Source organism: Lysinibacillus sp. FSL H8-0500 (assembly GCF_038051955.1).
In the GTDB taxonomy this organism is placed as follows: domain Bacteria; phylum Bacillota; class Bacilli; order Bacillales_A; family Planococcaceae; genus Lysinibacillus; species Lysinibacillus macroides.
In genome coordinates, this window is the sequence record NZ_CP150292.1 from 1,708,451 (window position 1) to 1,722,162 (window position 13,712).

General features: G+C 38.5%; 13 protein-coding genes and 1 pseudogene. All 14 read left to right on the forward strand.

What is annotated here, in order from left to right; translation table 11 throughout:
• The first annotated feature begins 76 nt into the window (after nucleotides 1-76).
• The 14 genes and pseudogenes from MHB44_RS08040 (at nucleotide 77) to MHB44_RS08105 (ending at nucleotide 13,634) form a co-directional block, all read left to right on the forward strand.
• Complete coding sequence (locus MHB44_RS08040) at nucleotides 77-1,231, forward strand: ATP-binding protein (RefSeq protein WP_341302295.1); 1,155 nt, start codon at nucleotides 77-79, stop codon at nucleotides 1,229-1,231.
• Nucleotides 1,232-1,482: 251 nt separating this feature from the next.
• A complete protein-coding gene (locus tag MHB44_RS08045) occupies nucleotides 1,483-1,809 on the forward strand; it encodes a nucleoside triphosphate pyrophosphohydrolase (protein WP_341302296.1) in 327 nt (108 codons plus the stop codon).
• Nucleotides 1,810-1,832: 23 nt separating this feature from the next.
• A complete protein-coding gene (locus MHB44_RS08050) occupies nucleotides 1,833-2,885 on the forward strand; it encodes an HNH endonuclease domain-containing protein (protein ID WP_341302297.1) in 1,053 nt (350 codons plus the stop codon).
• Between the two features lie 260 nt (nucleotides 2,886-3,145).
• Nucleotides 3,146-3,271: pseudogene (locus MHB44_RS08055) on the forward strand (nucleoside-diphosphate kinase); the annotation flags it as partial.
• Nucleotides 3,272-3,485: 214 nt separating this feature from the next.
• Nucleotides 3,486-4,634 (forward strand): thiolase family protein, encoded by a 1,149-nt coding sequence (locus MHB44_RS08060; protein ID WP_341302298.1) that lies wholly within the window; start codon nucleotides 3,486-3,488, stop codon nucleotides 4,632-4,634.
• Between the two features lie 15 nt (nucleotides 4,635-4,649).
• Nucleotides 4,650-5,417, forward strand: coding sequence for a 3-hydroxyacyl-CoA dehydrogenase (locus tag MHB44_RS08065; protein WP_341302299.1), 768 nt, complete (start codon nucleotides 4,650-4,652; stop codon nucleotides 5,415-5,417).
• Nucleotides 5,418-5,492: 75 nt separating this feature from the next.
• Nucleotides 5,493-7,118, forward strand: a complete 1,626-nt coding sequence (locus MHB44_RS08070) for a long-chain fatty acid--CoA ligase (protein ID WP_341302300.1) — start codon at nucleotides 5,493-5,495, stop codon at nucleotides 7,116-7,118.
• A 301-nt stretch (nucleotides 7,119-7,419) separates the two neighbouring features.
• Nucleotides 7,420-7,650, forward strand: a complete 231-nt coding sequence (locus MHB44_RS08075) for a hypothetical protein (protein ID WP_341302301.1) — start codon at nucleotides 7,420-7,422, stop codon at nucleotides 7,648-7,650.
• An 84-nt stretch (nucleotides 7,651-7,734) separates the two neighbouring features.
• The gene (locus tag MHB44_RS08080) at nucleotides 7,735-8,505 is read left to right on the forward strand and encodes a protein-glutamate O-methyltransferase CheR (RefSeq protein ID WP_341302302.1); all 771 of its coding nucleotides are present in this window, start codon (nucleotides 7,735-7,737) and stop codon (nucleotides 8,503-8,505) included.
• A gap of 274 nt (nucleotides 8,506-8,779) precedes the next feature.
• The gene (gene aroC, locus MHB44_RS08085; RefSeq protein ID WP_341302303.1) at nucleotides 8,780-9,961 is read left to right on the forward strand and encodes a chorismate synthase; all 1,182 of its coding nucleotides are present in this window, start codon (nucleotides 8,780-8,782) and stop codon (nucleotides 9,959-9,961) included.
• Between the two features lie 3 nt (nucleotides 9,962-9,964).
• On the forward strand, nucleotides 9,965-11,056 hold the full coding sequence (aroB, locus tag MHB44_RS08090) for a 3-dehydroquinate synthase (protein WP_341302304.1): 1,092 nt from the start codon (nucleotides 9,965-9,967) through the stop codon (nucleotides 11,054-11,056).
• Nucleotides 11,053-11,421 (forward strand): chorismate mutase, encoded by a 369-nt coding sequence (gene aroH / locus MHB44_RS08095; protein ID WP_341302305.1) that lies wholly within the window; start codon nucleotides 11,053-11,055, stop codon nucleotides 11,419-11,421. Before aroB ends, aroH begins: the two co-directional genes overlap by 4 nt.
• Nucleotides 11,422-11,439: 18 nt before the next feature.
• Nucleotides 11,440-12,540 (forward strand): histidinol-phosphate transaminase, encoded by a 1,101-nt coding sequence (gene hisC, locus MHB44_RS08100; RefSeq protein ID WP_341302306.1) that lies wholly within the window; start codon nucleotides 11,440-11,442, stop codon nucleotides 12,538-12,540.
• Nucleotides 12,537-13,634, forward strand: a complete 1,098-nt coding sequence (locus MHB44_RS08105) for a prephenate dehydrogenase (RefSeq protein ID WP_341302307.1) — start codon at nucleotides 12,537-12,539, stop codon at nucleotides 13,632-13,634. Before hisC ends, MHB44_RS08105 begins: the two co-directional genes overlap by 4 nt.
• The last annotated feature ends 78 nt before the right edge of the window (nucleotides 13,635-13,712 follow it).

Sequence of the window (13,712 nt, forward strand, 5' to 3'; positions counted from 1 at the left end):
AGCGATAATTAATAGATATTGGTGATAGTAGGCATAATTTAGCTATTATAGATTAATTGAAAGAGGGAGATTGAAGTTGGAACTAGAGTGGCTAATAAAAAATGAAACAGAGAATACAACTTTAGATTTTAAAAGGGAACAATATTTGAAACCAAAGTATTCTGATTTAATAAAAGATATAATTTCAATGGCAAATACACCTATTGGAAAAAAGAAGTATATTGTTATTGGCATTAAAGAAACTTCAAGTGGTTGTAAAGAGTGTTTTCCAATTAATGAAAAAGAATTTGTTGATAAAGCTACGTATCAACAAATTATCAGAGAGAATATAGAGCCATACATTGAAATTGATTACTATTCATTTAATTTAGATGGAAATTTACTAGGTATTATTGAAATTGATAAATGCGATAATCCACCATATATGTTAAAGAAAAACTTTGGTGATAAGTTAAAAAAAGGCGATATGTTTATTAGAAAAGGAAGTCAGCAAGATAAAATTACTCGTAGCGATTTAGATGAAATACTTGCATTTAAACAAAAAAGCTTATTTAATAACAAAGTTATTATGGGTTTATCTAAAGATATGGCTGAAAAGTTAAATACAGTTATAGAGAAAGATTATGAGCTTCCATCAAGTAAAGCTAAAAGAGAAATTGAAGGTATTTTAGAAAGAAGAAAATATGGTTTAGTAGTCGAATGGGATATAGGGTTTGATATTAATGATGCATTATTGAGTTCTAATAAAAAGCCTTTATCAAAGAGAACAACTGAGGAATTAGAGCAAATGCTAGCTGATATAGAAAGTTATTATCAAGAGGAAGATATGTACTATATTAGCGAGTCATTAAGTATAAATTTAAATGTATTTATAAAAAACAATTCTGAGAAGTATATCGAAGATGCGAATATAATATTGAAATTACCTAAATATGAGGGGAATTTAAGGGTTTTTGAAGAGATTCCTGAAGAGCCGAATAGTATGTTTAATAAATTCAATAGTTTTTATAATCATAATTATCCGATAGTAGAAGAAAATGAAACTCATTTTATTGTTGAATGGAATTATGGAGATTTACCTCATAAGAAGACTGTACAATTTTTTGATGAAGATATTAGAGTGTTTATAAATGGTAATTTAATTGGGGAAAGTGTATTAGTAAATTGTGAATTGTATGGTAAAAACCTGCCATCTCCAATTCAAACAAAATTAGAACTTCAAATTAAATAATAGCCACTAAATTTATCACTTTTTATGAAGTAACGTATAGTGTCTAGAAGAAAATTAATTAAAATTTCAACTCAATTAATATAATTTTGGTAGATAAAATTATTATCTCAAGTGAGTAGATATTAAGAAGCTAGGTGCTTACTGAGAGGTTCAAGTAAGTACCTTTTTGATGGGTAACTTTTGAGTTATGAATTAAGTTTGTAATTTAGTACAATGAGAGTAAGTTAATATATCGCTAAAGGAGAATGACAATGCCTGTGTATAATAAATTAGTACGAGATAAGATTTTAGAGATTATTGAAGCGGATGGTTTAAAGTATAATGCAAGAATTTTAGAACCGAAGGAACTTCTAGTGGAAGTAAAAGCAAAAATGATTGAAGAAGCTAAAGAGTTTCATGGAACAGATAATGTACAAGAAAGTATTGAAGAATTAGCAGATATTTTAGAATTAGTACATACAGCTATTAATGCATTAGATGTAAGTTATGATGAACTGGAAGCGATTAGAGGACAGAAGAAGGCTAAACGTGGAGGATTTGAAAAGGCGATTTATTTAATTGATGTAGAGGATAAGTAACCTATTTTCAATGGAGTGTTTAGATGAATAATTACTTAGACAATGATAATACTTTGGAATCGAATTTTCGCTCAATATACTTATTTGGTAGAAATGTTGCTACTTATAAATTTGCGTTTGCTAAAACATTACTTGAATTAGGTGAGAGTAATAAAAGTTTTGTGAGCTTAGAAGAATTATCCCCTATATTTGCAAAGTACATGTTAGAGCATATTAGGAACGGGAAACGACAAATAACAAGTCAGTCATCTAAGTTTATTAGTGCATTGAATTTATTTCATCAAAACCAAATTACGTGGGAACAATTACTTGAAGTTACTGAAAAAGTAGGGTTTAACAATGTGATAGATGCCTTTCATAACATTCCTAATGGTGAACTTGATAAAAATTTTTATGAAAAGTCCATACAAGGAAAGACTTTAGGAATTACGTTGACTGATAGTATATTTTTGTTGAATGGAAGCGCCCAAAAAGTAAATATATTAAGTGAAATTGAAGGTAGATGGAACTTAGTTGAAAACGCATGGACTGAACGAAATCCAAAACTAGAAGTTCAGTTTGATACAGACCTTGAGCAGTTTTTCTTTATAAAGCCTATGACACCACAGCAGTTCATGTTGTCTCATGAAAGAATAAATCTAACTTCTGCTAGAAAGCCATTAAACGGATATCAAAAGGGAAAATGCTTCTATTGCTACAAACCGATTTCAATTGAAAGTAACCAATTGAATACTTGTGACATAGACCATTTCTTACCGCTATCAACACAGTTCAACAGTACACTTGATTTAGACTTAAATTGTGTTTGGAATCTAGTTCTAAGCTGTCAGGATTGCAATAGAGGTGAAGTTAATGGGAAGTTTGCTAGACTACCTGAAGACCCTCTTTTACAACGATTGTATAAGCGTAATGAGTATTTAATTGAAAGCAATCATCCGCTAAAAGAAACGATTATTATGCGAACAGGTAAAAATCCACAGCAAAGAGCTAATTTTTTAAAACTAATGTATAGACTTGCGGAGACCCTAAGTAGAGCAAAGTGGAAACCTAAATTAGAGTATGACATTGGATTTTAAAATAGAGCAATGAAAAACTACAGGATGGTATGGTACTGCCTTTATAAAAGTGTAAAGAGTCTAAAAGTTTAATTGCAAATAGATGACTTTATTATAGGGGGATTTTTCCACTTCTACTTGCTAACATGGCTAAAAGTAATGTATAGTTACTAATTAATAGAAGGTAAAAGCTCGGTTCTAATTTAGTTTTTTTCGTTTATTTCAGAGAACGAGTGATATGAGTTATTGAGGAGACAATAGTTAAAGACAATTTTCTTGGTAGTAACCCAGGTACAATCCGTGGTGACTACGCAACAACTGTTTCTCACAACATCATCCACGGTTCTGACTCTCTTGCATCTGCAGAGCGCGAAATCGGCTTATTCTTCGGTGAAGATTTAGTTTAATATGCAAATAGATAAAGCAATCTCAAAATATTGGGATTGCTTTTTTTGTTGCCCAAAAAAGGACAGTAGGTTCTATTGCTAGATACATAAAGAATTGTTAAAAACTTCTGTATCATGTACAATAAATGCTATAATATTCTGATAATTAAGATAGGAATATATTAGAGGCCTTCTCAATAAACTATGAAGGATGATAAGGAAAAGGGGTATGTTTATGAGAGAAGTGGTGATTGTGGCAGCGGTTCGGACTGCGGTTGGTCGAAGTAGGGGGGCGTTCAGTCATGTGCGCGCTGATGATCTAGCAGCCGATGTGTTACAGGAGGCGGTACAACGAGCAGGCATCGACAAGGCACAGGTGGATGATGTGATTTTAGGCTGTGTCACGCAAACCGCTGAACAAGGTGCGAATATTGCACGTACAGCTTTGTTAATGGCAGGATTTCCTGACAGTGTACCTGGTGTGACCATTGATCGGCAATGTGGCTCAAGTCAACAAGCCGTCCATTTTGCAGCACAGGCAATTTTAGCAGGGGATATGGATATTGTAATTGCTGGCGGTGTGGAAAGCATGACAAGAGTGCCGATGGGTTCTAATATGGAAAATGCCTATAAAGGTAAGCGTTTACAAGAAAATTATACGATTATCCATCAAGGATTATCGGCAGAAAAAATAGCTGCAAAATGGTCTTTATCAAAAGAACAGCTTAATAACTATGCCTACCAAAGCCATCAACGAGCTTTAGCAGCAATAGAGGCAGGTCACTTCCAAGATGAAATACTGCCAATTCAAATACTACAGGAGGATGGCTCTCTTGTAACAGTTGCAGTGGATGAGGGTCCGCGTCCAGAAACAAACGTTGATATCTTAAATGGCTTAAAGACTGTTTTTCAGGAGGATGGTGTCATCACAGCAGGGAATGCAAGTCAAATGAGCGATGGTGCATCAGCTGTTGTAGTTATGTCACTGGACAAGGCGCAGGAGCTTGGTATTCGTCCGCTAGCTAAAATTATTACAAGGGTAGTTGTAGGCTCTGACCCAACATTGATGCTAACAGGGCCAATCGAGGCTACAAGAAAAGCATTAGCGCGTGCAGGCCTGCAAATCGAGGATATTGATACGTATGAGGTCAATGAAGCCTTTGCACCCGTGCCACTTGCTTGGTTACAGGAAATTGGTGGCGACCCTGAGAAGCTTAATCCAGATGGAGGAGCGATTGCACTAGGGCATCCGTTAGGTGCAACTGGGACAAAGCTATTAACCACAATGCTTTACCGAATGGAGAGAGAAAATTATCGCTATGGCTTACTTGCTATTTGCGAAGGTATGGGGATGGCCAACGCAACAATTATTGAAAAAATGTAAAGGGGGTTATGCTGGATGAACAACCATGGAGTAGTAGCAATCGTAACGGGTGGTGCATCAGGATTAGGGGAGGCAACCGTTCGTCATATTGTTGGACAGGGCGGCAAAGCCATTATTTTTGATGTGAATGATGAGCGTGGACAGGCACTTGTGACAGAGCTAGGGGAAAATGCTCTGTATGTGCGAGTGGATGTGACACAAGAGGCGGATATAGCAGCAGGACTTGAGCAAGCGATTCGCTCTTTCGATCAGGTCAATGTTGCGGTGAACTGTGCAGGCATAGCAGACGCTAGTAAGGTTCTGTCAAAGAAGGGTATTCATGCACTTGAGCTATTTGAAAAAATAATAGCTGTTAACTTAGTAGGTACGTTTAATGTGATTCGTCTAGTAGCAGAGAAGATGCAGCAGAATGAGCCAAATGAAGATGGGCAGCGTGGCGTTATTATTAATACAGCATCTGTCGCGGCATTTGATGGGCAAATTGGACAAGCAGCCTACAGTGCTTCCAAGGGTGGTGTGGCTGCGATGACATTACCGATTGCGCGGGAGCTTGCCGCTATTGGGGTGCGTGTGATGACGATTGCGCCTGGCTTAATTGAAACACCAATGTTTGCGACGTTACCAGAGCCTGCAAGAGTAGCCCTTGCTCAAATGACACCTTTTCCCAAGCGTCTTGGCAAGCCAGCAGAATATGCACTTCTGGTTGACAGTATTATTCAAAATGGCCTGTTAAATGGGGAGGTGATTCGTCTGGACGGAGCCATTCGCATGCAGCCAAAGTAAGTCAAAGCTAGTAGATTTGTAGTAGCTGTCAGTCTTGATTGTTTCAAAAATTTGTCTACGAAGGGAAGCGTTATCATGCATATGATGGATACACCTTTATTATTAACAAGTTTTTTGAATCGTGCAGAGAGATTTTTTCAGGCAAAGAAAATTTATTCACGAACAAGTGCTACAACTATACATGAGTTTACATATAAAGAATATGTAAAAAGAACTCGTCGCTTAGCACATGCTTTAACAAAGCTAGGCATGGAACGTGGGATGAAGGTAGGGACATTTGCTTGGAACCACCATCGTCATTTAGAAGCTTATTTTGCTGTACCTTGCGCAGGAGCGGTGCTACATATGATTAATATTCGACTAGCGCCTGAGCATATTGCCTATGTCATTAATCATGCAGAAGATGAAATTTTATTAATCGATGATAATTTAGTACCACTTATTGCGCCAATTGTGTCACAGCTTACAACGGTCAAGCATTTTATTATTATGGGAGATGCTGTAGAGGTGGCATCACTACCAATTCCAAATGCACTTTCCTATGAGGCATTGTTAGCGGAGGCTGATGAACAATTTATATTCCCAGAGGATTTAGATGAAAATACACCTGCTGGCATGTGCTATACAAGCGCAACAACTGGTATGCCAAAGGGTGTTGTCTATACACATCGTAGCATTGTGCTTCACAGCTTGGCAGCGGGTCTTGCAGATAGTATTGCTATTTGTGAATCAGATGTGGTATTACCTGTTGTACCAATGTTCCATGCCAATGCATGGGGCTTGCCATTTGCAAGTGTTGGCTTTGGCGCGACGCAAGTGTTGCCAGGACCAATGTTTACACCACAACTGTTACTTGAATTATTTGAAACGTATAAGGTAACGTTAACGGCAGGCGTGCCAACGATTTGGCTGGGTGTTTTACAGGAGCAACGCCAAAATCCTCGTGATCTATCATCTATGAGATTGATTGTTTGTGGGGGTTCTGCTTCACCAATTGGGCTTGTGCGAGGCTTTGAGGAGGAGCTGAACATTCCTTATATGACAGGCTATGGTATGACGGAGACATCGCCACTTGTAAGTCTATCCACGTATTTAACGCACATGGAGGATTATAGTGCTGATGAGAAAATGCATGTGCGAATTACACAGGGGATGACGATGCCGCTTATTGAAACGCGCATTATTAATGAAAACGGTGAAGTGCCATGGGATGGTAAAACAATGGGTGAGCTGACGATTCGAGGGCCATGGATTGCAGATGAATACTATCGTGATGAGCGTACAGAAGAAGCCTTTAAGGATGGCTGGCTTTATACAGGAGATATTGCAGTAATGACACCTGATGGCTATATTAAAATTACAGATCGTACAAAGGATCTAATTAAGAGTGGTGGTGAATGGATTTCCTCTGTAGACCTTGAAAATGCGTTAATGTCGCATCCAAAAGTATTTGAGGCTGCTGTTATTGCCATTCCGCATGAAAAATGGCTTGAGCGACCATTAGCCTGTGTAGTGCCAAAGCCTGAATACAAGGATTCGATTTCCAAAGAGGAGCTGTTAGAGAGTTTACGGACAGAGTTCCATAAAACATGGATTCCAGATGATATTGTTTTTATTGACGAGGTGCCAAAAACATCTGTAGGGAAGTTTTTGAAGGCTAGATTACGAGATGAATTAAAGGATTACCAAGTGCAAATTTGATAGAGTCGCTTGATTTAAGGAAAGGGAACTCAATATAGGAGGGAATTCGCTCAATGGAAGGGGAAACCGCTCAATAATGAGAGAGGAGCGCTCAATCGAAGGAAAAACTCGCTCAATAATGGGGGAGAAGCGCTCAATTCAAGGAGGAAACCGCTCAATCCAAGAGGAGACTCGCTTAATACTAGGCAATGAAGGTGGTGACAAGCTACCTTCATTTTTTTATGCATACGAATTCCAGAAAAGTGAAACGATTTAGTTGATTTTACTGTATAATTTTTAGTAATGAAAGGATGTGAACGGATTGTCAATTGCGATAGTAGCGATTATTGGTGGTGTCATTATTTCATTAGCTGGAATTTTTACAGACGCTCATACAAGACAACAGAAAATAAAACTAAAGGCAATCGAAAAGGAAGTTGAGTTAGAGCAGCTTCGACTGGAAACCTATACGAAGGAGACAGAAAAAATGCGGCTGGAATTAGAGCATTCGAAAGTGCTACTATTAGAAGAAAAACAAAACACCGGAAAGTAAAAGGCTATACATGAGAAAGACTATTTCAGGATTGGCACTTTTCCGCTATAATGGAAATACGATGCTAGAGGGGAAGATGACCATATGTCTGATTATGAACAGTTTATAGAAGGTATTAAGCGCAAAACAGGAATAGATTTAGCGTTGTACAAAGAAGCGCAAATGAAAAGACGATTAACCTCTCTGTATGAGAAAAAGGGCTATCGTAATTTTGTTGACTTTCTAAAGGCACTTGAACAAGATCGTAATTTAATGAATGAATTTTTAGATCGTATGACGATTAATGTTTCCGAATTTTATCGTAATAGTAAGCGCTGGGAAGTATTGCAAAAGAAAATACTCCCAAAGCTACTACAAACGAATAAGCGTTTAAAAATTTGGAGTGCTGCTTGTTCAACAGGAGAAGAGCCCTATTCATTAGTGATGGTGTTGTCTCAGCTAGTACCTTTATCGCAAATACAAATTATTGCTACTGATTTAGATGAAAATGTCATTCAAAAGGCTAAATTAGGCGTCTACCCTGAACGCTCTTTAGCAGAGGTGCCACTAGACATTAAAGCCAAATATTTTGAACAAGAGGACTCTTTCTATCGCGTAAAGGATGAGATTAAACGGTGTGTAACTTTTAAGAAGCATAATTTGCTAAAGGATTCTTATGATAGCAATTATGATTTGATCGTTTGCCGCAATGTGATGATTTATTTTACAGAGGAAGCCAAAGATCAGATTTATAACGACTTTAGTAAAGCCTTGCGTAAGGATGGCATTTTATTTGTTGGGTCAACGGAGCAAATTTTTAATCCAACACGGTATGACTTTGAAGTGGAGGATACATTCTTCTATCGAAAAAAATAGTTAATAATATGGATAAAAGCATTTGTACGAATGGCAAGTTAGCCGTTATGTATATACATGGAAGCAAAGCATTAGATATAGATAATCGATACGCTTTTCGCTTACTATAAGCAAAGGCGTATTTTTTATCATAATCGTTCAGAATATTCACATTTAAAGCGTGGGAATAAAGATGGACGTCTAAAAAGACATTTGTAAAAGGACTGTTTTTTTAAAGAATATATGTTATAGTGAAAAATACATACTTTAGCGAGTTGAAGGGAGAAAGTGTTTTATGCGTTACTTAACAGCAGGTGAGTCACATGGACCTCAATTAACAACAATTATTGAGGGATTACCATCACTCTTGCCAATTACAGCAGAAAAAATTAATCATGATTTAAAACGACGTCAAGGAGGTCATGGACGTGGACGCCGTATGCAAATCGAAACAGATACAGTAGAGATTGTGGCTGGCGTTCGTCATGGGCAAACACTTGGTTCTCCTGTAGCACTCGTTGTCACAAATGATGACTGGAAGCACTGGACAAAAATTATGGGTGCTGAGCCATTAGCAGATGATGTGAATCCTGAGGAGATTAAACGTCAAATTTCACGACCGCGACCAGGTCATGCTGATCTAGTGGGGGGCATAAAATACGGTCATCGTGATTTACGCAATGTCTTGGAGCGATCTTCTGCACGTGAAACAACTGTACGTGTAGCAGCAGGCTCTGTGGCGAAAGCTTTATTAAATGAATTAGACATTTCCATTGTGGCACATGTTACAGAGATTGTAGGAATTAAAGCTGACACTTCGTTAATAGAAGGGAAATCTGCAGATGAAATCCGTGCCATTGTGGAGGCTGATCCATGCTACTGTGTAGATCCAGAGGCATCTGCCAAAATGGTAACAGCTATTGATGAAGCAAAAAAAGCTGGTGATTCCATTGGTGGTGTTGTTGAAGTCATTATTGAGGGAGTGCCAGCAGGTGTAGGCTCCTATGTGCATTATGATCGTAAGCTTGATGCAAAGCTAGCAGCAGCTATGCTATCTATTAATGCCTTTAAAGGTGTGGAGTTCGGACTTGGCTTCGAAATGGCACGTCGTAAAGGCTCTGAGGTGCATGATGAAATTATTTGGTCTGAGGAAGAGGGCTACACGCGTGCGACTAATCGTCTTGGTGGCTTAGAGGGCGGGATGTCTACTGGCATGCCAATTGTTGTACGTGGTGTGATGAAGCCAATTCCTACTTTATATAAACCATTGCAAAGTGTGGATATTGATACAAAAGAGCCATTTAAAGCAAGTGTTGAGCGCTCTGATAGCTGTGCAGTCCCAGCAGCATCTATTGTTGCTGAACATGTTATTGCCTGGGAAATAGCCAATGCGATTTTGGAGCAATTCCATAGTGATCAGTTACCACAACTAAAAGCTCAAATTGATGAACATCGTCAATATACAAAGGGGTTCTAATGTATGCGTGTACCAGTTGCAACAAAATCACATCAATATGAAGTAGTTCTTGGTCATCAATTTCTAACTGAGGCTATTGAAGCATTTGCAGATAAACTTCAAAAAGCAGATAAGCTGATTGTGTTTACAGATGCTAATGTGTGGGCTGCACAGGGAGATTATTTCAAAGGGAATTTCCCATATGATTTTGAGGTCTTTATTTTGCCTAGTGGTGAGGCTTGTAAAACCTTTGAACAATACAATGCTGCTCAAACATTTTTATTGGAGCAAAAATGCTCCCGCAAATCATTTGTTTTTGCCTTTGGTGGAGGAGCTGTCGGCGATTTAACAGGCTTTGTGGCGGCAACCTATATGCGAGGAATTCCGTTTATTCAAATTCCAACAACCATTTTAGCGCACGATTCGGCAGTCGGCGGTAAAACAGCTATTAATCACCCATTAGGCAAGAATATGATTGGTGCATTTTATCAGCCTGAAGGTGTTATTTATGATACAGCCTTTTTAGCAAGTTTATCCGAACGTGAGATACGTTCAGGAACAGCAGAATTAATTAAGCATGCGATGATTTCTGATCGCCATTGGCTGGAGGAATTAATGGCAGCTGATTCGGTGCTGCACTTTAATCAGTATGAACTAGCAAACCAGCTAAAAAAAGGAATTGAAGTGAAGGCACATATTGTCGCTGAGGATGAAACAGAGCAATCTGTGCGCAAATTTTTAAACTTAGGCCATACATATGGACATGCCATTGAGGCTGCTGCTGGCTATGGAAAGGTAGCACACGGTGAGGCTGTAATGATCGGGCTTGTCTATTGTTTACTACTAAGTGAACGATATGGCAAATTAGATCGTGCATTTACCACAGCATTTTTTCAGTTTGCCATAAAGAATGGCTATCCGTTTGAGGCTGTTTATGAATATTCATTTGAACAATTAACAACGTATTTAATGAAAGATAAAAAGACGGAATATGGTATTTTGCAATTTGTATTATTAAAGGAAATCGGCAAACCTTTTGTGCAAGCCATTGACTTAGCACAATGTCAAGAGGTAGATGTTGAATATAGAAAACTATTAGCGGAGGTGCTTGTATGATTCGTGGACTTCGAGGAGCAATAACAATTGAATCTGACAAGCCAGAGTTTGTATGGGATGAGACAGCAAGATTAGTGCGTGAGGTTGTGGCAGCAAATAATGTAGAGGTGGATGATATTGCATCAATTGTGATTTCTGCAACACCTGATATCACCTCAGCATTTCCTGCACGTGCAGTACGCTTGATGGCTGGCTGGCAATATGTGCCTGTCATGTGTACACATGAAATGGATGTGCCGAATGCATTGCCACTATGTATTCGTGTATTAATTCATGCAAATGTAGATGTTGCACAGAAAGATGTAAAGCATTTATATCTCAACGATGCTGTAAAATTAAGACCAGATTTAGCACAAGCTAAATAAGTAGAGGAGATGTTATAGATGAAGTGGAAACAGCAATTGGACGGTATGCAAGCATATAAGCCAGGGAAACCAATTGAAGAGGTACAACGTGAGTATGGCTTAAAGGAAGTTATTAAATTAGCATCGAATGAGAATCCATTTGGGTGCTCGCCAAAGGTAACAGCTTATTTACAAAATAATGCAGTGAATCATGCCCTTTATCCAGATGGTTACGCACAAAACTTGCGTACAGCTATTGCTAATTATTTAGGTGTGAAAGAGACACAACTGCTCTTTGGGAATGGTTCTGATGACCTGATTGCCATTATTACGCGTGCCTTACTGTATCCAGGTGTCAATACTGTGATGGCTGACCCATCCTTCTCTCAATACGGGCATAATGCTGAAATTGAAGGCGCTGAAGTACGTAAAGTTCCTTGTATTGATGGCGCACATGATTTAGAGGCAATGGCTGCAGCGATTGATGAACAAACATCAGTTGTATGGGTATGTAGCCCAAATAATCCAACAGGTGTTGTGATTCCAGATGCTGATCTACGGGCCTTTTTAGTAAAAGTACCAAGCGATGTTCTTGTTATTTTAGATGAAGCTTATATTGAATACGTGACACACCCTGGTCATAAAAATACATTACCAATTATTGCCGACTATCCAAATGTTCTTCTATTACGTACATTCTCTAAAGCGTATGGACTAGCATCGTTCCGCGTTGGCTATGCGATTGGTCAGGCTGAAGTTATTGCGAAGCTTGATCCTGTACGCGCACCATTTAATAATACGATTTTAAGCCAAGCAGTTGCGGCTATTGCTCTTAGCGATCAAGACTATATTCAAGCATGTCGAGAAGCGAACGAAAAAGGTAAAAAGCAATATGTTGAATTTTGTGAAAAGCATAATTTGACATACTTCCGATCTGATACAAACTTTATTTTCTTTGATATAAAGGCTGATAGTGATGTTGTGTTCCAAGAGCTGATGAAAAAAGGCTTTATTATCCGCAGTGGTAATGCTTTAGGAATGCCAGGATTCATCCGCGTCACAATTGGCACAGAGGCTCAAAACGCCGCATTGCTGAGCCAACTTGATATTCTTTTAAAAGAACAGGGAGTTTTTGCATGACACGCAAAGTGCTTGTTATTGGGCTAGGCTTAATTGGCGGCTCCATTGCGCTGGCTTTACAAAAAGCACCTGAAACTAGAATTATTGGCTATGATATGGATGCTCAAACACGCGAGCATGCAAAAACATTAAATATTGTCCATGATATTGTGACAGACCCACAAGCAGCTGCCGCAGATGTTGATGTTATTATCTTTGGTACACCTGTGAATGCAACACTTGAGTGGATGGAGCAATTAAAAACATGGTCCTTAAAAAATAAAGTGATTGTAACAGATACGGGAAGTACAAAAAAATTAATTATGCAAAAAGCTGGAGAACTGCGTGAACTGGGCATTACATTTATTGGCGGACATCCAATGGCAGGCTCTCATAAAAGCGGTGTATTAGCAGCAAAGGCACATCTTTTTGAGAATGCTTATTATATGCTAACACCCCTTGCTGGAGAGGAAATTGTCCACATGGCACAGCTTGAAAGCTTGTTAAAGTTTACCCATGCAAAGGTTGTCAGTGTATCTGCCAGTGAACACGATCATATGACAGCGGTTGTCAGCCACTTCCCACATGTAATTGCTGCCTCACTTGTTCATCAATTAGGGGGCGAAAATGGAGAATATCCGATGACGCGTTCTCTTGCCGCTGGTGGTTTTCGTGATGTGACGCGAATTGCCTCTTCTAACCCTATTTTATGGAGGGATATTACCTTACAGAATCGTGACGAGCTACTAACACAGCTTGAGGGTTGGGAAAAGGAAATGCAGCGTATTAAGGAACTGCTGATAAATGGCACATCACAAGATATTGAAGCTTATTTTGCTGTTGCCAAAGAACTTAGAGATGAATTACCGATTGGTGCAGGAGCCATGTATACACCGTTTGATTTATATGTGGATGTTCCTGATTATCCAGGTGTGATTTCAGAGGTTACAGGCTTCCTTGCAGATGAAGCGATTAGTATTACAAACTTAAGAATTGTTGAATCTCGTGAAGATGTTTTTGGTATTCTTGTTATTAGTTTCCAAAATGAAAATGATCGTGAACGTGCCGCAACATGTATACAGAAACGAGCTAATTTCGAAACATATATTTCATAGTATAGTGGATATTGATGATAGAAGAGGGCTGTTGAGAAAATATTTCCTTTCTCAGCAGTCCCATCTTCATAGAAAGGA